The sequence below is a fragment of the Streptomyces sp. NPDC059679 genome, from assembly GCF_042734105.1.
Classification (GTDB): Bacteria; Actinomycetota; Actinomycetes; order Streptomycetales; family Streptomycetaceae; genus Streptomyces.
Window position 1 is genome coordinate 51,955 of record NZ_JBHWES010000028.1, and the last position, 23,019, is coordinate 74,973.

2 protein-coding genes are annotated in these 23,019 nt (G+C 75.2%); both read left to right on the forward strand.

Annotated features, from left to right (window positions below; genetic code table 11):
- Positions 1 to 34 precede the first annotated feature (34 nt).
- A complete protein-coding gene (locus tag ACFV2X_RS27685) occupies positions 35 to 16,453 on the forward strand; it encodes a type I polyketide synthase (protein WP_385621329.1) in 16,419 nt (5,472 codons plus the stop codon).
- A gap of 50 nt (positions 16,454 to 16,503) precedes the next feature.
- Positions 16,504 to 23,016 carry an SDR family NAD(P)-dependent oxidoreductase gene (locus tag ACFV2X_RS27690; RefSeq protein ID WP_385621418.1) on the forward strand — a complete coding sequence of 2,171 codons (6,513 nt, stop codon included), beginning with the start codon at positions 16,504 to 16,506 and terminating at the stop codon, positions 23,014 to 23,016.
- Positions 23,017 to 23,019 lie beyond the last annotated feature (3 nt).

Sequence of the window (23,019 nt, forward strand, 5' to 3'; positions counted from 1 at the left end):
ACCGCTAGGGATCACAAGGATGGACCAGTCACCCATGGCGAATGAAGAAAAGCTCTTCGAGTACCTCAAGCGTGTCACCGCGGAGCTGAAGGAGACGCGGGCGCGGTTGCGGGACGCGGAGGCGGCGGCTGGTGAGCCTGTGGCGATCGTCGGCATGAGCTGCCGCTACCCCGGCGGGGTGACCTCGCCCGAGGAGCTGTGGCGCCTGGTGGCCGACGGCACGGACGCCATCTCCGAGGTGCCGGCGGACCGCGGCTGGGACCTGGCGGGGCTGTTCGACGTGGCCGGGGAGCGGCCCGGGACCTCGTATGTGAACCGGGGCGGTTTCCTGTACGACGCCGCCGACTTCGACGCGGGCTTCTTCGGCATCTCACCGCGCGAGGCGCTGGGCATGGACCCGCAGCAACGGCTCCTGCTGGAGACCTCCTGGGAGCTGTTCGAGCGGGCCGGAATCGACCCGGCGTCGCTGGGCGGCAGCCGCACCGGCGTGTTCATGGGGTCCAGCTTCCACGGCTACGGCGGCGAGCTGACCGACGCCCCCGAGGAGGTCCAGGGCTATCTGCTCACCGGCCGCGCGGACAGCGTGATCTCCGGCCGGATCGCCTACACCCTGGGTCTTGAGGGCCCGGCGATCACGGTGGACACCGCCTGCTCGTCGTCGCTGGTGGCGCTGCACCTGGCGGTGAACGCGCTCCAGCGGGGCGACTGCTCGATGGCCGTCGCCGGCGGGGTGATGGTGATGGCCACCCCCGAGGTGTTCGTCGAGTTCAGCCGCCAGCAGGGCCTGTCGCGCGACGGCCGGTGCCGGGCCTTCGCGGGCAGCGCCGACGGCACCGGCCTCGCCGAGGGCGTCGGCGTCCTGCTGGTGGAGCGGCTGTCGGACGCGGTGCGCAACGGCCACCAGGTGCTGGCCGTGGTGCGCGGCAGCGCGGTGAACCAGGACGGCGCGTCCAACGGGCTCACCGCGCCCAACGGGCCCTCGCAGCAGCGGGTCATCCGGCAGGCCCTGGCCGCCGCCGAACTGTCCCCGGTGCAGGTCGACGTCGTGGAGGCGCACGGCACGGGCACCACGCTGGGCGACCCGATCGAGGCGGACGCGCTGCTGGCGACGTACGGCCAGGACCGGCCCGCCGACCGCCCGCTGCTGCTCGGCTCGCTCAAGTCGAACCTCGGCCACACCCAGGCCGCGGCGGGCGTGGGCGGAATCATCAAGATGGTGATGGCGATGCGGCACGGCACCGTGCCCGCGACGCTGCACATCGACGAGCCGACCCCGCATGTGGACTGGGAGTCCGGCGCGGTGCGGCTGGTGACCGAGAACACCGACTGGCCCTCGACCGGGCAGCCCCGGCGCGCCGCCGTGTCCTCGTTCGGGGTGAGCGGCACCAACGCGCATGTGATCATCGAGCAGCCGCCGGCCGTCACGGCACCCGAGGCCGAGGAGGTCTCCGACGCGCCCGCCCCCTTCGCGCCCGCGGCGGCGGACAGCGTGGTGCCCTGGGTGGTGTCGGGCCGTTCCGCCGAGGGACTGCGCGCACAGGCCGCCCGGCTGCGCACCTTCGCCGCCGACTCCCGCGAGGCGGACCGGTACCTGGGATGGTCGCTGGCGTCGTCGCGCGCCGCGCTGGAGCACCGCGCGGTGGTGGTCGCCGGGGACCGGGACGCCTTCCTGACCGGTCTCGACGCCCTCGCCGCCGGGGAGCCCGCCGCCCACGTGGTGAGTGGCGCCGCCGGGGCACAGACCCCCGACGGCGTGGTGTTCGTCTTCCCGGGGCAGGGCTCGCAGTGGGTGGGCATGGCGACCGAACTGCTGGAGTCCTCGCCCGAGTTCGCCGAGTCGGTCCAGCGGTGTGCCGAGGCCCTCGCGCCGCACATCGACTGGGATCTGCTCGACGTGCTGCGGGACGGCGGCTCGCTGGAGCGGGTGGACGTGGTGCAGCCCGTGCTGTGGGCGGTCATGGTGTCGCTGGCAGCGCTGTGGCGTTCGATGGGCGTGGTGCCGTCGGCGGTGGTCGGACACTCGCAGGGCGAGATCGCGGCGGCGTGCGCGGCCGGGGTCCTCTCGCTGGAGGACGGGGCCCGGCTGGTGGCGCTGCGCAGCCGGGTGATCGCCGAGGACCTGGCCGGCCAGGGCGGGATGGTGTCCGTCGCCGCCTCGGCCGAGCGGGTGACGGAGCTGCTGGCCGATCGCGACGGGGTGTGGATCGCGGCCGTGAACGGCCCCGCCGCCACGGTGCTCGGCGGCAGCCCCGACGTACTGGCCGAGGTGATGGCGGCGGCCGAGGCCGAGGGGCTGCGGGCCCGGTCGATCGCGGTGGACTACGCCTCGCACACACCGCATGTCGAACAGGTCCGCGACGCCCTGCTGGAGCTGGCCGCCCCGATCACCCCGCGGGCCGGGGACATCCCCATGTACTCCACCGTCACGGCCGCGCTCGCCGACGGCGAGGCGCTGGACGCGGAGTACTGGTACCGCAATCTGCGCGGACAGGTCCGCTTCCATGAGACCGTACGGACCCTCATCGGCGCCGACAGCACGGTGTTCCTCGAGGTCAGCCCGCATCCGGTGCTGGCGGGCGCGATCGAGGAGGCCGGGCACGCCGCGGACACCGATGTGACGGCCGTGGCGACGCTCCGGCGCGGCGAGGGCGGTCCGGGGCGCGTGCTGACCTCCCTGGCCGAGCTGTGGGTGCGTGGCGTCCAGCCCGACTGGCGGGCCGTGTTCGGCGGCGACACCGAGCGGGTGGACCTGCCCACATACGCGTTCGAGCACCGCCGCTACTGGCTGTCGGGGACCGGCTCCGGAGTAGGTGACCTGGCGGGGGCCGGCCTCTCGCCGCTGGGGCATCCGCTGCTGGCGGCCGGGATCGGCGTGGCCGAGGGCGGCGGGGCCCTGTTCACCGGCCGGCTGTCCACCGGCTCGCACCCCTGGCTCGCCGACCACGCGGTGGCGGGCCGGGCCCTGGTGCCGGGCGCCGCCGTGCTGGAGCTGGTGCTGCGCGCCGGGGAGTACGCCGGCTGCGACCGGCTGGAGGAACTGGTCCTGCGGGCCCCGCTGCTGGTGCCGGACGACGGCACCGCGGTCGAGGTGCAGGTCGGCGTCGACCCGGCCGACGAGCAGGGGCGGCGCGCGGTACGGCTGCACTCCCGGCCGCACCGCCCGGGGCCGGACGAGGACGGCGCGGAGTGGATCTGCCACGCGACGGGCACGGTGACCGCCGGTGGCGCCGAGCAGCCCGCGGCGGCCCCGGAGACGGTGTGGCCGCCCGAGGGCGCGACGCCGGTGCCGACCGAGGGAGTCTACGAGCGCCTCGCGGAGGCGGGGTACGCCTACGGGCCGGTATTCCAAGGGCTGCGCGCGGTGTGGCGGCGCGGCGAGGAGGTGTTCGCCGAGGTCGCGCTGGACGAGCCCGCGGCGGGCGAGGCCGGGCGGTTCGGGGTGCACCCGGCCCTGGTGGACGCGGCGTTGCAGAGCAGCCTTGTGGTCCTGCTGGAGGACGGAGGGGAGCGCAAGCTGCCGTTCTCCTTCTCCGGCGCCCGTATCCACGCCACGGGCGCCACCTCGGCTCGGGTCCGGGTGGCCCCGGCCGGCCCCGACGCGGTCTCGGTGCTGATGACCGACCACGCCGGGCTTCCGGTCCTCACCGTCGACGCGCTCACCTCCCGACCGCTCGCCGCGGCCGCGGCGGCGGGCCCGGCGGTGGACTCGATGTACGAGGTGGTCTGGGCGCCGCTACCGGTGGCCTTCGGCGCGGCGCCGGAGCGGGTCGCGATCCTGGGCGAGATGGCCGTACCAGGCCTTGACGCCCCGTCGTACCCCGATGTCGCCTCCGTGGCCGCGGCGGCGCGCGGCGGCGAGTCGCTGCCCGTGACGGTGCTGCTGCCCTGCCCCGCCGCAGCCCCGGGCGCGGACGCCCCGGCGGCGAGCCGGGCGCTGCTGGCCGAGGTGCTCGGCGTGGTACGGGAGTGGCTCGGCCACCCCGAACTGGAGGACACCCGGCTGGTCCTGGTGACCCGCGGGGGGATCGCGGCGGAGCCGGGCGAGCGGGTCGATGTCGCCCAGGCCGCCGTGCGGGGCCTGGTGCGCTCGGCGAGCTCCGAGCACCCCGGCCGGATTCTCCAGGTGGACATCGACGGTGCCGCGGAGTCGGCGGCGGCGGTGGCCGCCGTGGTGGCGGCCGCGGCCTCGGCCGGCGAGTCGGAGGCCGTGCTGCGCTCGGGCGTGGCCTCGGTGCCACGGCTCGGCCGGGTCTCCCCGTCGGACGCGGGAGCCCTGGCGGTGCCCGACGGCGCGGAGGCGTGGAGCCTTGATCTGGACACGGGCGGCACCCTGGACGGGCTGCGCCTGGTGCCGTGCCCGGAGGCCGAGGCGCCGCTGGGCGCGGGCCGGGTGCGGGTGGCGGTGCGGGCTACCGGCGTCAACTTCCGGGATGTCCTGGTCGCGTTGGGCGTCGTTCCGCTGTCCGGCGCGGTGTTCGGGTGCGAGGGCGCGGGTGTGGTGGTCGAGGTCGGTCCGGAGGTGACCGGTCTCGCGGTGGGGGACCGGGTGATGGGTCTGCTGTCGGGTGCGTACGCGGGTCCGCTGGCGGTGGCGGACGCGCGGATGGTGGTGCGTATGCCGGGCGATTGGTCGTTCGCCGAGGCGGCTTCGGTGCCCGCCGTGTTCTTGACGGCCTACTACGCGCTGGTGGACCTGGCGGGGGTGCGGGCGGGCGAGTCGCTGCTGGTGCACGCTGCCGCGGGTGGGGTGGGCATGGCGGCCGTCCAGCTGGCCCGCCATCTCGGTGTCGAGGTGTACGCGACGGCGAGTGAGCCGAAGTGGCCCGTGGTGCGCGGCATGGGAATCCCCGCGGAGCGGCTGGCGTCCTCGCGCACCCTGGAGTTCGCCGACCGGTTCCGCGCCGTGGACGTGGTGTTGAACTCGCTGGCCCGGGAGTTCGTGGACGCGTCGCTCGGCCTGCTGGGGCCGGGGGGCCGGTTCCTCGAGATGGGCAAGACCGACATCCGTGACGCCGACGAGGTCGGCGCCGCCCGGCCCGGCGTGTCGTACCGGGCGTTCGACCTGGGGGAGGCCGGCCCCGACCGCGTCCAGGAGATGCTGGCGCACCTGGTGGAGCTGTTCGAGCAGGGGGTGCTCTCGCCGCTGCCGGTGACCGCTTGGGACGCCCGTCAGGCGCCGGATGCCTTCCGCTACGTCAGCCAGGCTCGTCACACGGGCAAGGTGGTGCTGACCACGCCGCCGTCCGGCCTGCTGGACGGGACCGTGTTGATCACGGGGGGTACGGGGGTCATCGGGTCGGCGGTGGCCCGTCATCTGGCCGCGGAGCACCGGGTCACCGAGCTGGTGTTGACCAGTCGTCGTGGGCTGGAGGCGCCGGGTGCCGCGGAGCTTGTCGTGGACTTGGCCGAGCTGGGGGTCACGGCGCGGGTGGTGGCGTGTGATGTGGCGGATCGTGAGGCGTTGGCGGGGCTGTTGGGTGAGTTGCCCGGGTTGTGTGGTGTGGTGCATGCTGCGGGTGCGCTGGACGATGGGGTGGTGTCGGCGCTGACCCCGGAGCGTTTCGACACCGTGTTGCGGCCGAAGGTGGACGCGGCGTGGCATCTGCACGAGCTGACCCGGGACCGCGATCTGTCGCTGTTCGCGCTGTTCTCCTCCGCCGCGGGCGTGTTCGGCGCGCCCGGGCAGGGCAGCTACGCGGCCGCCAACGCGTTCCTGGACGCCCTGGCGCAGGCCCGCCGCCGGGCGGGGCTCCCGGGGCAGTCGCTGGCCTGGGGCCTGTGGGCCGACCGCAGCGCGATGACGGGGCAGCTGGACCAGGTCGACCTTGACCGGATGGGCCGTACGGGTGTCCAGGCGCTCGCCACCGACGAGGGTCTGGCGCTGTTCGACGCGGCGGCCCGGATGCCGTGTCCGCAGGTGGTGCCGATCCGGCTCGATCTCTCCGCACTGCGCAAGCAGGAGGCCGTGGCTCCGCTGTTCCGCGGTCTGGTGCGCGCCTCGGCGAAGCGGGTGGCCGCGAACGCCGTTGCCGGGCAGGGCGGTCTGCGTGAGCGTCTGGCCCTGTTGCCGGTGGTCGAGCGGGATCGGGTGCTGACGGAGTTGGTGCGGGCTCAGGCGGCGGTGGTGTTGGGGCATGGTGGGGCCGAGGCGGTGGGTGCGGACCGGGCGTTCAAGGATGTGGGGTTCGACTCGCTGACGGCGGTGGAGTTGCGGAACCGGCTGGGTGCGGCGACGGGGTTGCGGCTTCCGGTGACGGCGGTGTTCGACTACCCGACGCCGGTGGCGCTGGCGGCGGAGCTGGCGGTACGGCTGGGGGCGGACGGCGAAGGTGTCTCCGCGCCGGTGGTTCCGGTTGGGCCGGCGGTGGCTGTGGTGGCGGACGAGCCGATCGCGATCGTGGGCATGAGCTGCCGGTTCCCCGGCGGGGTGCGCTCACCGGAGGACCTGTGGCAGCTGGTCGCCGAGGAGCGGGATGCCATGTCGCCGTTCCCCACGGACCGTGGCTGGGACCTCGACGCGCTGTTCGACCCGGACCCCGACCGGCCGGGCACCTCGCACACCCGCGTGGGCGGGTTCCTGCACGACATGGCCGACTTCGACCCCGAGTTCTTCGGCATCTCGCCCCGCGAGGCGCTGGCCATGGACCCGCAGCAGCGGCTGCTGCTGGAGACCACCTGGGAGGTGTTCGAGCGCGCGGGCATCGACCCGGGCGGCCTGCACGGCTCCCCGACCGGTGTCTTCCTCGGCGGCTCGGTGTCCGGCTACGGGGTGAATCTGTTCACCGCCTCCGACGGCCTGGATGGACACCTGCTGACCGGCAACGCGAGCAGCGTGGCGTCCGGCCGGGTGGCCTACACCTTCGGCCTGGAGGGCCCGGCGATCACGGTCGACACCGCCTGCTCGTCGTCGCTCGTGGCCCTGCACCTGGCCGTCCAGGCGCTGCGGCAGGGCGAGTGCACCCTGGCCGTCGCCGGTGGCGTCACCGTCATGCCCAGCCCGGCGCTGATGGTGTCGTTCAGCAGGCAGCGCGGGCTGGCGCCGGACGGCCGCTGCAAGGCGTTCGCGGCGGACGCGGACGGCACCGGATTCGCCGAGGGCGTCGGCGTCCTGCTGGTGGAGCGGCTGTCGGACGCGGTGCGCAACGGCCATGACGTCCTGGCGGTCGTGCGGGGTTCGGCGGTGAACCAGGACGGTGCGTCGAACGGGCTGACGGCGCCGAACGGCCCGTCGCAGCAGCGGGTCATCCGTCAGGCTCTGGCCAACTCCGGGGTGTCCGCGGCCGAGGTGGATCTGGTGGAGGCGCACGGCACCGGCACAGCCCTGGGCGACCCCATCGAGGCGCAGGCGCTGCTGGCCACCTACGGCCAGGACCGGCCGGAGGACCGGCCGCTGCTGCTCGGCTCGGTCAAGTCGAACCTCGGCCACACCCAGGCCGCGGCGGGCGTCGCCGGGGTCATCAAGGCCGTCATGGCCATCCGCCATGGCGTGGTGCCGCGTACGTTGCACGTGGATGAGCCGACCCCGCATGTGGACTGGTCGGCGGGTGCGGTGGAGCTGGTGACCGAGGGCCGGCCATGGCCCCAGGACGAGCGGCCGCGCCGTGCGGCCGTGTCCTCGTTCGGCATCAGCGGCACCAACGCCCATGTCGTACTGGAGCAGGCGCCCATGGCCGACGCACCTCCCGCGCGGGAGCGGCAGGCGGCGCCCGCGGCAGGCGCGGTCGTCCCGTGGGTGGTGTCGGGCCGCTCGGCGGCCGGGCTGCGCGGCCAGGCCGCCCAGCTGCGCGCGTTCGTGGCCGACCGCGCCCCTGAGACAGCGGACGTGGCCTGGTCGCTGGCGAGCTCGCGGGCCGCTCTGGAACACCGTGCCGTGGTGGTCGCGGCGGACCGCGAGGAGTTCCTGGCAGGGCTGGACGCGGTGGCCGCGGGGGAGTCTGCGGGCGGAGTGGTCAGTGGTGCCGTCCAGGACGGTCGGCGGGTGGCGTTCCTGTTCTCGGGGCAGGGTTCACAGCGGCCGGGTATGGGGCGTGGTCTGTCGGCGCTGCCGGTGTTCGCCGAGGCGTTGGAGGAGGTCTGCCGGGCGTTCGACGGGCTGTTGGGTGTGCCGTTGGGCCGGGTGTTGTCCGCCGAGGCCGGTTCGGCGGAGGCGGAGCTGGTGGATCGGACGGATTACACGCAGGCGGGGCTGTTCGCGTTCGAGGTGGCGCTGTTCCGGACGCTCCAGCGTTGCGGGGTGGGTGCTGATTTCCTGATCGGGCATTCGGTGGGGGAGTTGGTGGCGGCTCATGTGTCGGGCGTGTGGTCGTTGGGGGATGCGGCGCGGGTGGTGGCGGCGCGGGGCCGGTTGATGGCGGGGCTGCCCGCTGGTGGTGCGATGGCGGCGGTGGAGGCGACGGAGGCGGAGGTCTCCGGGTGGATCGGCGGGGACGCGGAGCGGTTGGCGGTGGCCGCGGTGAACGGCCCGCGGTCGGTGGTGGTGTCCGGTGCCGAGGAGGCGGTGGAGCGGGTGGTGGGTCTTGCGCGTGAGGAGGGTCGGCGGACGCGGCGGTTGCGGGTGGAGCGGGCGTTCCATTCGCCGTTGGTGGAGCCGATGCTGGCGGAGTTCGCCGAGGTGCTGGGTGGTGTGGCGTGGGGTGAGCCGCGTATTCCGATCGTGTCCAATGTGACGGGTGAGGTGGTCGCGGCCGAGGAGATCGGCAGCGTGGAGTACTGGTTGCGTCATGCCCGGCAGGCGGTGCGGTTCGCCGACGGTCTGAAGTGGCTGGGCGAGCAGGGCGTCACCGACTTCGTCGAGATCGGCCCCGACACCACGCTGAGCAGTCTGGCCGCCGACCAGTCGGCCCCGGCCGGCACGGCGGTCGCGGTGCCGACCAGCCGGCCGGACCACGACGAGATCACCACGTTCACCCAGGCTCTGGCCAGGCTCCACACCCGGGGCACGGCCGTCGACTGGCCCACGCTGACCCCGGCCGCACGGCTCGACCTGCCCACCTACGCCTTCCAGCGGCAGCGCTACTGGCCCGAGCGGACCGCCCCGGTGGGCGTGGACGCCGCCGTCGGCTCCGTCGGGCTCGAGGCCACCGACCATCCGCTGCTCGGCGCGCGCGTCGGCCTGGCCGATGGCGACGGCGTACTGCTCACGGGCAGGCTCTCGCTGGCCGAACAGCCCTGGCTGGCCGACCACGCGGTGCTGGACACCGTTCTGTTCCCCGGCGCCGCCTTCGTCGACCTGGCGCTGCGCGCGGGCGACGAAGTGGGCTGCGACGTGGTCGAGGAACTGACCCTGCACGCGCCCCTGATCCTGTCCGAGGACGTCACCGCGCGGGTCCAGCTGACCGTGGGCGGCGCCGACGACAGCGGCCGCCGGACCCTCGCGGTGTACGCGCGGCGCCAGGACACCGAGGAGTGGACCACCCACGCCACGGGCGTGCTCTCCGAAGGCGCGCCGACGGGCCCCGCCGAGCCGGGCGTATGGCCGCCCGAGGGCGCCGCGCCCGTCGCGCTGGACGGCGTCTACGACCGGCTGAACGAGGGCGGGCTCGGCTACGGACCCGCGTTCCAGGGGCTCACCGCGGCCTGGCGGCGCGGCGTCGAGGTGTTCGCCGAGGTCCGCCTGCCCGAGGCGGCGGCCGCCGAGGCCGACCGCTACTGCCTGCACCCGGCGGTGCTCGACGCGGCGCTGCACGGCATCTCCCTGCTGACCGCGGCGGACGGCACCGACGCTCCGAGCGGTCTGCCCTTCTCCTGGCAGGGCGTGCGGCTGTACGCCACCGGGGCCACGGCGCTGCGCGTCCGTCTGTCCCCGACCAGCGCCGCCGGGATCGCGGTGACGGTGGCCGACGGTGAGGGGCTGCCGGTGGCGTCGATCGACGCGCTCGCCCTGCGCCCGGTCACCGGCCAGCAACTCCAGGCGGCGCGCGGCCACGGCGATTCGCTCTTCCGGCCCGGCTGGGCCGAAGTGGCCCCGGTGGCCGGGGAGGACGGCGCGGCCGCCCTCCGGTGGGCCGCCCTCGGGGCCGACGCGGCCGCGCTGATCGACGCGGCGGGGATCGACGCCGAGCGATACGAGGACCTGGCCGCGCCGGCCGCCGCCGACCGCGGGGACACCCCCGCGCCGGACGCGGTGCTCGCGGTGTGTCCGGACTTCCCCGGGGACACGCCGGACGCGACCAGGGCGGCCACCGGCTGGGCACTGGAGACCGTACGCGCCTGGCTCGGCGGCGACCGGCTCGGCGGGGCCCGGCTGGTGCTGGTCACCCGTCACGCCGTCTCCGTCGACGGGCGGGCCCCCGACCTGCCGCAGGCCGCGGTGCGGGGTCTGGTGCGCTCCGCCCAGTCGGAGCACCCGGACCGCATCGTGCAGCTCGACCTCGACATCGAAGACCACCCCGACACCGAGGACAACCTCGACGCGGTGGCTGCCGGGCTGATCCGCGCCGTACTGACCGCGCGGGCCGCGGACGAACCCGAACTGGCGCTCCGCGACGGCGTTCTGTACGCGCCCCGGCTGACCCGGGCGGCGGCGCCCGGCGACGCGGCGGCGCCCGTCTGGGATCCGAGCGGCACCGTTCTGATCACCGGCGGCACCGGCACGCTGGGCGGCGCCGTGGCCCGCCACCTGGCCGCCGTCCACGGCGTGGCCCATCTGCTGCTGGTCGGTCGGCAGGGCGCCCGGGCCGCGGGCGCCGGGGAACTCGTGGCCGAACTGGCCGAGCTGGGCGCCGAGGCCACCGTGGTGTCCTGCGACGCCGCGGACCGCGACAGCCTGGCCGCCGTGCTGTCCGTCATCCCGGCCGACCGGCCGCTGCGCGGCGTGGTCCACGCCGCCGGTGTGGTCGACGACGGAATCGTGTCCTCCTTGACGCCCGAGCGGCTCCACGCCGTGCTGCGTCCCAAGGCGGACGCGGCCTGGAACCTGCACGAGCTCACCGCCGGAATGGACCTGACGGCCTTTGTGCTGTTCTCCTCGGCGGCGGGTGTGACGGGGGCCGTCGGCCAGGCCAACTACGCCGCGGCCAACACGTTCCTGGACGCGCTGGCCCGCCACCGCCACGCCCGGGGCCTGGCCGCCCGGTCGCTGGCCTGGGGCCTGTGGGAGCAGCGCTCCACCATGTCCGGCGCGATGAGCGAGCGCGACCTGGCGCGGGTGTCCCGCGGTGGGATCTCGGCCCTGTCGGTCGAGGACGGGCTCGCACTGTTCGACGCCGCGCTCGCCGCCGACGAGCCGGTGCTCGTGCCGATGGCGCTCGACCTCGCCGCCGTACGTGGCGGGGGCTCGGCCGTCCCCGCGGTCCTGCGGGCGCTGGTGCGCACCCCGGCCCGGCGCGCCGCGCGGGCCGGCGCGAACACGGGGCTGCGGGAGCGGCTGCACACGATGTCCGAGGCCGAGCGGGACAGGGCCCTGCTCGAGCTGGTGCTGCGGCACGTCGGCGCCGTCCTGGGCCACGCGCCGGGCAGCGCCGTCGCGGACGACCGGCCGTTCTCCGAGCTCGGCTTCGACTCGCTGACCGCCGTGGAGCTGCGCAACCAGCTGGCCACCGCGACGGGTGTGCGGCTTCCGGCCACCTTGGTGTTCGACTACCCGACCCCCGCGGCGCTGGCCGCCCATCTGCGGTCCCAGCTGGTGACCGGCGAGGCCGTCGCCGACGAGGCGCGCACGGTGGCCGCGGCCGACGAGCCGATAGCGATCATCGGGATGAGCTGCCGCTACCCCGGCGGGGTGCGGTCGCCCGAGGATCTGTGGCAGCTGGTCATGGACGGCCGGGACGCGATCTCCGGGTTCCCCGACGACCGCGGCTGGGACGTCGCGGAACTCCACGGCCCCGACGGCCCGGTGGGCGCGGGTGGTTTCCTCTACGACGCCGCCGAGTTCGACCCCGCCTTCTTCGGCATCTCGCCGCGCGAGGCCGTGGCCATGGACCCACAGCAGCGGCTGCTGCTGGAGACGTCATGGGAGGCGTTCGAGGACGCGGGCATCGACCCGGGCGCCGTACGGGGCAGCCGGGTCGGGGTGTTCGCCGGGCTGATGCACCACGACTACGCCACCCGGCTGCGGACCATCCCGGAGGATGTCGCGGGCTTCCTCGGCAACGGCAACACCGGCAGCATCGCCACCGGCCGCCTGGCCTACACCTTCGGCTTCGAGGGCCCCGCCGTCACGGTGGACACCGCCTGCTCGTCCTCGCTGGTCGCCCTGCACCTGGCGGCGCAGGCGCTGCGTCAGGGCGAGTGCTCGCTCGCCCTGGCCGGCGGCGTGGCCGTGATGTCGACCCCGGCCGCCTTCGTGGAGTTCAGCAGGCAGCAGGGGCTGGCGCCGGACGGCCGGTGCAAGTCCTTCGCGGCCGGCGCGGACGGCACCACCTGGTCGGAGGGCGTGGGCCTGCTGCTGGTCGAACGGCTGTCGGACGCGCGGCGCAACGGACACCGGATCCTCGGTGTGGTGCGGGGTTCGGCGGTGAACCAGGACGGTGCGTCGAACGGGCTGACGGCGCCGAACGGCCCGTCGCAGCAGCGGGTCATCCGTCAGGCGCTCGCCAGTTCCGGGGTGTCCGCGGCCGAGGTGGACGTGGTGGAGGCGCACGGCACCGGCACCCCGCTCGGCGACCCCATCGAGGCACAGGCGGTGATCGCGACCTACGGTCAGGAGCGGGCGGGCGACCACCCGGTGCTGCTCGGCTCGCTGAAGTCGAACCTCGGCCACACCCAGGCCGCGGCGGGCGTCGCCGGGGTCATCAAGATGGTGCTGGCGATGCGCCATGGCGTGGTGCCGCGTACGTTGCACGTGGATGAGCCGACCCCGCATGTGGACTGGTCGGCGGGTGCGGTGGAGCTGGTGACCGACGGTCGGCCATGGCCCCAGGACGAGCGGCCGCGCCGTGCGGCTGTGTCCTCGTTCGGCATCAGCGGCACCAACGCCCATGTGGTCATCGAGCAGGCGCCCGTGGACCGGAACGACGACCGGAACGATGGCGGGGCGCCGAGCGATGCGGCTCCGGTTTCCGGCCCCGTGCCGTGGGTGGTGTCGGGCCGCTCGGCGGCCGGGCTGCGCGGCCAGGCCGCGCGGCTGCGCGAGTTCGCCATCGCGAGCGAGGCGGACACCGCGCGAATCGGCTCGTCGCTGGCGGCCTCGCGCGCGGCGCTGGAACACCGCGCCGTGGTGATCGCCGAGAACCGCGAGGACCATCTGCGCGGTCTGGCCGCGGTGGTGTCGGGGGAGACCACGGAGCACGTGGTGTCGGGAGTGGCGACATCCGGCCGCTCGACCGCGTTCCTGTTCTCGGGGCAGGGTTCACAGCGGCCGGGTATGGGGCGTGGTCTGTCGGCGCTGCCGGTGTTCGCCGAGGCGTTGGAGGAGGTCTGCCGGGCGTTCGACGGGCTGTTGGGTGTGCCGTTGGGCCGGGTGTTGTCCGCCGAGGCCGGTTCGGCGGAGGCGGAGCTGGTGGATCGGACGGATTACACGCAGGCGGGGCTGTTCGCGTTCGAGGTGGCGCTGTTCCGGACGCTCCAGCGTTGCGGGGTGAGCGCGGACTTCCTGATCGGGCATTCGGTGGGGGAGTTGGTGGCGGCTCATGTGTCGGGCGTGTGGTCGTTGGGGGATGCGGCGCGGGTGGTGGCGGCGCGGGGCCGGTTGATGGCGGGGCTGCCCGCTGGTGGTGCGATGGCGGCGGTGGAGGCGACGGAGGCGGAGGTCTCCGGGTGGATCGGCGGGGACGCGGAGCGGTTGGCGGTGGCCGCGGTGAACGGCCCGCGGTCGGTGGTGGTGTCCGGTGCCGAGGACGCGGTGGAGCGGGTGGTGGGGTTGGCCCGGGTAGAGGGCCGACGCACGCGGCGGTTGCGGGTGGAGCGGGCGTTCCATTCGCCGTTGGTGGAGCCGATGCTGGCGGAGTTCGCCGAGGTGCTGGGCGGTGTCGCGTGGGGTGAGCCGCGTATCCCGATCGTGTCCAATGTGACGGGTGAGGTGGTCGCGGCCGAGGAGATCGGCAGCGTGGAGTACTGGTTGCGTCATGCCCGGCAGGCGGTGCGGTTCGCCGACGGTCTGAAGTGGCTGGGCGAGCAGGGCGTCACCGACTTCGTCGAGATCGGCCCCGACACCACACTGACCGCGCTCGCCGCCGACCACCTCGCCTCGATCGCCACGGAGATCCCCTCTGTCGCGGTGCCGACCAGCCGGCCGGACCACGACGAGATCACCACGTTCACCCAGGCTCTGGCCAGGCTCCACACCCGGGGCACGGCCGTCGACTGGCCCACGCTGACCCCGGCCGCACGGCTCGACCTGCCCACCTACGCCTTCCAGCGCGAGCGCTACTGGCTGGACGCGCCCGCGCCCACCGCCGACGGCAGCCCCGCCACGGCGGCCGACCAGGCGTTCTGGTCCGCGGTGGAGAGCGGGGACGCGGACGCGCTGGCGCGCACGCTGGGCGTGGACGGAGAGGAGAAGGGACACTCCCCGCTGCGGGAGATGCTGCCCATGCTGTCGGACTGGCGCCGCCGCTCCCAGGAGCGCTCGGCGCTCCAGGACCTGCGTTACGGGGTGACCTGGCGGCCGATCGCCGAACCGGCCGCCACGCTCACCGGCACCTGGCTGGCCGTCACCGCGGGCGGAGCGGCCGCCGACGAGTGCCTCGACACCCTGGCCCGCCAGGGGGTCGATGTCGTACGCGCCGACCTCACCGGCCACGCGCCCGAGGCCATCGCCGCCCGGCTGCGCGCCGCCCGGCCCGACGCGCCCGTGCGGGGCGTCCTGTCCCTGCTGGCGCTCTCCGGCACCGCGGACCCGTCGGGCACCCTGGGCTCGTCCTTCGCCCTCGTACGGGCCCTGGGCGAGCTCGGGATCGCGGCGCCCCTGTGGTGGGTGACGCGTGGCGCGGTGGCGGTCCCGGGCGACGAGGACGTCGACCCCGACCAGGCCCAGCTGTGGGGTCTCGGCCGGGTGGCCGCCCTCGAACACCCCGACCGCTGGGGCGGGTTGGTCGATCTGCCCGCCGACGCGGATCCGCGCGCCGCCGCCCGGCTGTGCGCCGTCCTGACGGGCGCCACGGGCGAGGACCAGGTGGCCGTACGGGCCGGCGGGCTGCTGGCCCGGCGGCTGACGCGGGCGCCGCTGACCGCCCCGGACGCCGGACCCCGCTGGACACCGCGCGGAGCCGTACTGATCACCGGAGGCACCGGGGCGCTGGGCGCCCATGTGGCCCGTCGGCTGGCCCGCGCCGGAGCCGAACACCTGGTCCTCACCAGCCGCCGGGGCCCGGCCGCGCCCGAGGCCGCGGCGCTGGAGGCCGAACTCACCGAGCTGGGCGCCCGGGTGACGGTGGCCGCCTGCGATGTCGCCGACCGGGAGGCGCTGGCCGCCCTTCTCGGCGAACTCACCGCCGACGGTGTCAAGGTCGGCGCGGTGATGCACACCGCGGGCATCGCGTCGCCCACCGGCATCGCGGACACCGGCCCCGCGGAGCTGGCGGCCGTCTGCGGTGGCAAGGTCGACGGCGCCCGCAACCTCGACGAGCTGTTCGCCGACACCGACCTGGACGCCTTCGTGCTGTTCGCGTCGACCGCCGGGGTCTGGGGCGGCGCCGGCCAGGGCGCGTACGGCGCGGCCAACGCGTATCTCGACGCCCTGGCCCAGCGGCGCCGGGCCCGTGGCCGCACCGCCACCTCGATCGCCTGGGGACCCTGGGGCGGGGGCGGCATGGCCGCTCGCGACGACGCCGAGGCGCATCTGCGGCGGCGCGGCGTCCGCCCACTCGCGCCACAGGCGGCGCTCGATGTGCTCCAGCAGGCCATCGACCACGACGAGCCGCTGCTGACCGTGGCGGACGTGGACTGGGAGCGGTTCGCGGTGTCGTTCACCGCGGCGCGGCCGAGCACCCTGCTCGACGAGATCCCCGAGGCCCGGCGGGCCCAGGCCCCCGCCGAAGCCGCGCCGGACACCGCGGCCAGGCTGGACCAGCGGCTCGCCGGACTCTCCGGCCCCGAGCGGCAGCAGGCGCTGGTCGAGCTGATCCGCACCCAGGCGGCCCAGGTGCTCGGACACGCCACCATCGACGGGATCGAGCCGGGCAAACCCTTCCGGGACCTCGGTTTCGACTCCCTGGCGGCGGTCGAGTTCCGCAACCGGCTGAGCGAGGCCACCGGGCTGGCCCTGCCCGCCACCTCGATCTTCGACTATCCGACGCCGCGTGAACTCGCCGGGCATCTGCGGGCCGCGCTGGGCGAGGACGAGGTCACCGAGGCTTCGGTGCTCGCGGAGATCGACCGGTTGGAGAGCAGCCTCGCGACGGTCGCGGCGGGCGCGGGCTCCCACCCGGACATCGTGGCCCGGCTGGAGGCGCTGCTGGCGCGCTGGGGTGGTGACGCGGACGAGGCGGCCACGGAGACGACCACGGCCGAACACATCCGCTCCGCGACGCGGGACGAGGTCTTCGACTTCATCGACAACGAACTCGGTATCTGAGCGTGAGCGGCGAGCAGGAAAAGGGGCGCAGGACACGGATGGGATCCACGATGGGTGACGACGACAAGACTCTCGACTACCTCAAGCGGGTGACCGCCGACCTGCACAAGGTCCGCGGGCGGCTGCGCGAGGTCGAGCAGGCCGAGCGGGAGCCGATCGCCATCGTCGGGATGAGCTGCCGGTTCCCAGGCGGCGTCGGCTCCCCGGAGGACCTGTGGCGGCTGCTGGCGGACGGCACCGACGCCATCGCGGAGTTCCCCGCCGACCGCGGCTGGGACCTGGGCGGACTGTTCGGCGCCGACCAGGGCCAGGGCGGCACCTCGGCCACCCGGGCGGGTGGATTCCTCTACGAGGCCGCCGAGTTCGACGCCGAGTTCTTCGGGATCTCGCCCCGTGAGGCGCTGGCGATGGACCCGCAGCAGCGGCTGCTGCTGGAGACCTCCTGGGAGGTGCTCGAGCGGGCCCACATCGACCCGCGGTCGCTGCGCTCCAGCCGGACCGGTGTCTTCGTCGGCACCAACGGCCAGGACTACGCCACCCTGTTGCTCGGCGGGTCCCAGCAGGACGTGGCGGGCCACGTGGGCATCGGCAACGCGGCCAGCGTCGCCTCCGGCCGGATCTCCTACACCCTCGGCCTGGAGGGCCCGGCCCTCACCGTGGACACGGCCTGCTCGTCGTCGCTGGTGGCGCTGCACCTGGCCGCGCACTCGCTGCGCACCGGAGAGTGCACGATGGCGCTGGTCGGCGGAGTGACGGTGATGTCGACACCCAGCATGTTCACCGAGTTCAGCAAGCAGCAGGGCCTGGCGCCCGACGGCCGGGTCAAGGCCTTCGCCGCCGGGGCGGACGGCACCGCGTGGGGCGAGGGCGTCGGCGTCCTGCTGGTGGAGCGGCTGTCCGACGCGCGCCGCAACGGCCACCGGGTGCTGGCCGTGATGCGCGGCAGCGCCGTCAACCAGGACGGCGCGTCCAACGGGCTGACCGCCCCCAACGGCCCGTCCCAGCAGCGGGTGATCCGCCAGGCGCTGGCCGCCGCCCGGCTGTCCGCATCCGAGGTGGACATGGTCGAGGCCCACGGCACGGGCACCTCGCTGGGCGACCCGATCGAGGCCCAGGCGCTGCTGGCCACCTACGGCCAGGACCGGCCGCAGGGCCGGCCGCTGCTGCTGGGCTCGGTGAAGTCCAACATCGGCCACACCGCGGCCGCCGCGGGCGTGGCGAGCGTCATCAAGACCGTGATGGCGCTGCGCCACGGCGTCGTGCCGCCCACCCTGCACGTGGACGAGCCCACCCCGCACGTCGACTGGAGCGCGGGCGCGGTGCGGCTGGTGACCGCCGCCACCGAGTGGCCCGACACCGGGCAGCCCCGCCGGGCCGGGGTCTCCTCGTTCGGCGTCAGCGGCACGAACGCGCACCTCATCCTGGAGCAGGCCCCCGCGGACGACGAGCCGGCCCCGGAGACCGACCGGAGCACCCCGCTCGCCGAGGCGGGAGCGGCGCTGCCGTGGGTGGTGTCCGGGCACACTCCGGAGGCGCTGCGCGCCCAGGCGGCTCGGCTGCGCACAGCCGCCGCCACCGCCGACCCGGTCGGCATCGGCCGGTCCCTGGCCCTGACCCGGGCCGGTCTGCGGCACCGGGCCGTCGTGCTGGCCGGGGACCGGGACGGGCTCCTCGGCGGGCTGGACGCGGTCGTCGGCGACGAGCCGTCCGCACACGTGGTGACCGGCGCGGCCGCGGCCGACGCCTCCGGCGTGGTGTTCGTCTTCCCCGGCCAGGGCTCCCAGTGGGCCGGCATGGCCACCGAACTGCTCGACACGGCCCCGGTGTTCGCCGACTCGATGGACAAGTGCGCCCAGGCGCTGGCGCCGCACCTCGACTGGGACCCGATCCAGCTGCTGCGGAACGGGGCGGCGCTGGAGCGGGACGACGTGGTCCAGCCCGTGCTGTGGGCGGTGATGGTGTCCCTGGCCGCGCTGTGGCGCTCCCTCGGCGTGGTCCCGTCCGCGGTGGTCGGCCACTCCCAGGGCGAGATCGCCGCCGCCTGCGCCGCCGGCGCGCTGTCGCTGGAGGACGGGGCGCGGCTGGTGGCGCTGCGCAGCCGGGTGTTCGCGGAGCACCTGTCCGGCAAGGGCGCGATGGTGTCCGTCGCGGCGTCGCCGGAGCGGGCCGGCGAGCTGATCGAGGGCCGGGACGGGGTGTGGATCGCGGCCGTCAACGGGCCGGAGTCCACCGTCGTCGCGGGCGACCTCGACGCGCTGGCCGAGGTGCGCGCCGCGGCGGAGGCGGCCGGGCTGCGGCCGCGCAAGGTCGGTATCGAGTACGCGTCGCACACGCCGCACACCGAGCGGGTGCGCGACCAACTGCTGGAGCTGGCCGCGCCCGTGACGCCCCGGCCCGGCGACGTGGCCATGTACTCGACCGTCACCGCAGCGCCGGTGCGGGGCGAGACGCTGGACGCCGAGTACTGGTACCGCAATCTGCGCGAGCCGATCCGCTTCCAGGACACCCTCGACGCCCTGCTCGCCGAGGGCAACAGCGTCTTCGTGGAGGTCAGCCCGCACCCGGTGCTGCTGCCGCCGGTGCAGGACACCGCGCAGGCGAGCGGCCGGGACGCGGTCGTCACCGGGACCCTGCGGCGCGACGACGGCGGGGTCCGGCGGATGCTGACCTCGCTGGCGCAGCTGTGGGTGCACGGCGTGGACGTGGACTGGCGCGCGGTGTTCGGCGACGGCACACCGGTGGACCTGCCGACGTACGCCTTCGAACGGCGGCGCTACTGGCTGGCCGGGCCGGGCCACGCGGTGGGCGATGTGTCCGGGGCCGGTCTCTCGCTCGTGGGACATCCCCTGCTGGCCGCCGGTGTGGAGGTGGCCGAGGACGACCGGTTCGTGTTCACCGGCCGGCTGTCCCGGGACACCCACCCGTGGCTGGCCGACCACACGGTGCTCGGACGGGTGCTGGTGCCGGGCACCGCGCTGGTGGAACTCGCCCTGCGCGCCGGGAGTTACGTCGGCTGCGAGCAGGTGGCGGAGCTGGTGCTCCAGAGCCCGCTGGTGCTGCCCGCCGAGGGGGCCGTGGACGTCCAGGTGACCGTGGGCGGGCTCGACGAGCACGCACAGCGTTCGGTGCGCGTCTTCTCCCGCGCCACCGCAGGGGACGACGGCGTACCGGCCGAGTGGACCGGCCACGCCACCGGCACCCTGACGGCCGATCCGGTCGGCGTCCCGGAGGCCGGGGCGGGCGCCTGGCCGCCGGACGGGGCCCAGCCGGTGAGCACCGACGGGCTGTACGAGCGCCTGCGGGAGTGGGGATACGCGTACGGCCCGGTGTTCCAGGGGCTGCGCGCCCTGTGGCGGCGCGGCGAGGAGCTGTTCGCGGAGGTCGCGCTGGGCGAGCCCGGCGCGGAGGAGGCCGGACGGTTCGGGGTGCACCCGGCGCTGGCGGACGCGGCCCTGCACAGCCAGGTGGCCTCGGCCCTCGACGGCGGCACCGAGGTGGAGCCCCGGCTGCCGTTCTCCTTCGGCGGGGTCCGGCTCCATGCCACCGGCGCCACCACCGCACGCGTCCGGCTGGCGCCGAACGGCGCCGACTCGGTGTCGGTGACCATGACCGACACCGCCGGGCTGCCCGTCCTGACCGTCGACGCCCTCGCCATGCGGCCCGTGTCGGCCGCCGGCCTCGACGCCGGACCCCGCCTGGACGCGCTGTACCAGCTGGACTGGACCGCCCTGCCCGCGGCCCCGGCCGACGAGCCGCGCCTGGCCCTGCTCAGCGGCGACGGCGGCGACGGCCCGGCGATCGAGGGCGCAGGGTCCTTCGCCGACCTGGCCGCCCTGCGGGACGCCGTACGGTCCGGCGACCCGGCGCCGGACGTGGTCGTCCTGCCCGTGCCGGACACCGGCCCGCACGACGTCCCCGACGCGGCCAGGTCCGCCGCGGGCACGGTGCTCGCCGCCGTCCAGGACTGGCTCACCACCGAGGAGACCATGTCGGCCTGTCTGATGGTGGTGACCCGCGGCGCGGTGTCCGCCGCGCCGGGCGACACGGTCGACGTCGCCCAGGCCGCCGTACGCGGCCTGGTGCGCTCGGCGTGTTCGGAGAACCCCGGCCGGATCGCGCAGCTGGACCTGGACGGCGACGTCCGGTCGGCCACGGCGCTGGCCGGCGTGGTGGCCGCGCAGATGGCGGCGGGCGAGCCCGAGGCCGCAGTGCGGTCGGGGGAGGCGCTGGTGCCGCGGCTGGGCCGGGTCGCGCGGCAGTCCGCGCTGACCGTGCCCGAGGGCGGGGCGTGGAGCCTGGACGTGGACGGCAGCGGCTCCCTGGAGGGTCTGGGCCTGGTGCCCTGCCCGCAGTCCGAGGCGCCGCTCGCCGAGGGACAGGTGCGCCTCGCGGTGCGCGCCACCGGGGTGAACTTCCGGGATGTGCTGCTCGCCCTGGGCGTGGTCAAGATGGCCGAGTCCTTCATGGACGTGGCGTTCGGCTGCGAGGGCGCCGGCGTGGTGGTCGAGGTCGGCCCCGGCGTCACCCGCTTCGCGGTCGGCGACCGGGTGATGGGGCTGCTGTCGGGCTCGTATGCCGGGCCGCTGTCGGTGACCGACAGCAGGACGCTGGCGCCCATGCCGCGCGGCTGGTCGTTCGCGCAGGCGGCGGCCGTGCCCACGGTGTTCATGACCGCCTACTACGGGCTCCAGGACCTGGCCCGGATCCGCGAGGGCGAGTCGCTGCTGGTGCACGCGGCGGCCGGCGGCGTCGGCATGGCGGCCGTACAGCTGGCCCGCCACTGGGGCATCGAGGTGTACGCGACCGCCAGCGAGCCCAAGTGGCCGGTGGTCCGGGGGACCGGGGTGCCGTCCGAACGGCTGGCCTCCTCCCGCACCCTGGAGTTCGGCGAGCGGTTCCGCACCGCGACCCAGGGGCGTGGCGTGGATGTCGTACTGAACTGCCTGGCGCGGGAGTTCACCGACGCCTCGCTCGACCTGCTGGCCCCGGGCGGCCGGTTCATCGAGATGGGCAAGACGGACATCCGGGAGGCCGACACCGTCACCGCCGCCTGGCCCAACGCGGTGCTCTACCGCTCCTTCGACCTCGGCGACGCCGGCCCGGACCGGATCAACGAGATGCTGACGCACCTGGTGGAGCTGTTCGACCAGGGCGCGCTCTCGCCGCTGCCGGTGACCGCCTGGGAGACCCGGCAGGCCCCGGAGGCCTTCCGCTACTTCAGCCAGGCCCGCCACATCGGCAAGGTCGCGCTCACCACGCCGCCCGGCCCGCTCGACGGCACCGTGCTGATCACCGGGGGCACGGGCGTCATCGGCTCCTCGGTGGCCCGCCACCTCGCCACCGCCCACGGCGTAAGGGACCTGGTGCTCACCAGCCGCCGGGGAGCGGACGCGCCCGGCGCGGCCGACCTGGTGGCCGAGCTCGCCGGACTCGGCGCCACCGCGCGGGTGGTGGCCTGCGACGCCGCCGACCGCGAGGCGCTGGCCGGGCTGCTGGCCTCACTCCCCGAGCTGCGCGGGGTGGTGCACGCCGCCGGCGTCATCGACGACGGCGTGGTGTCCACGCTGACACCGGAGCGACTCGACACCGTGATGCGGCCGAAGGTGGACGCCGCCTGGCATCTGCACGAGCTGACCCGCGACCGCGATCTGTCGCTGTTCGTGCTGTTCTCCTCCGCCGCGGGTGTGTTCGGCGCGCCGGGCCAGGGCAACTACGCGGCAGCCAACGCTTTCCTGGACGCGCTGGCGCAAGCCCGCCGCCGGGCGGGGCTCCCGGGGCAGTCGCTGGCCTGGGGGCTGTGGGCCGACCGCAGCGAGCTGACCGGGGACCTGGACCAGGCGGACCTGGACCGGATGGGCCGCACCGGTGTGCAGCCGCTGTCCACCGAAACGGGGCTCGCCCTGCTCGACGCCGTCGTGGGGCGGGGCCAGGCCCACACCGTGCCGGTGCGCCTGGACGTCTCCCGGTTCACCGGTGCGGTCCCGCCGCTGCTGCGCGCACTGGTCCGCGGCACCGCCAAGCGAGCCGTGGCCGACACTGCGGCGGCGTCCGCGGCCGGCGGCGGGCTGACCGAGCGCCTGGCGGGCCTGGCACCCCTGGAGAGCGAGCAGCTGCTCACCGACGTGGTGCGCACCCAGGCCGCGGTGGTGCTGGGCCACGACGACCCGGGCGCCGTGGGCGCGGAGCGCCCGTTCAAGACGATGGGCTTCGACTCGCTGACCACCGTGGAGCTGCGCAACCGCCTCAACTCCGCCACCGGGCTGCGGCTGCCGGTCACGGTGGTGTTCGACCACCCGACGCCCGCCGCGCTGGCCGCCCATCTGCGGCAGCAACTGGTGCCCGAGATCGACCCCGTGGAGCTGGCCACCACCGAGATCGACCGGCTGGAGGCCATCCTTGCCGAGGTCACCGGCGACGACCCCGGCCGGGCCGGCCTCACCACCCGGCTGCGTGCCCTGCTGACCAAGTGGACCGACGGCGAGGCCCGGGACGACGGCCCCGACCTCGACTCGGCCACGGACGCGGAGCTGTTCGACCTCATGGACAACAGGCCGTGGACCTGAACC

Coding starts and splice junctions, on each gene's coding strand:
- ACFV2X_RS27685 (WP_385621329.1), top strand. CDS start 35: ATGGCGAATGAAGAAAAGCTCTTCGAGTACCTCAAGCGTGTCACCGCG.
- ACFV2X_RS27690 (WP_385621418.1), top strand. CDS start 16,504: ATGGGTGACGACGACAAGACTCTCGACTACCTCAAGCGGGTGACCGCC.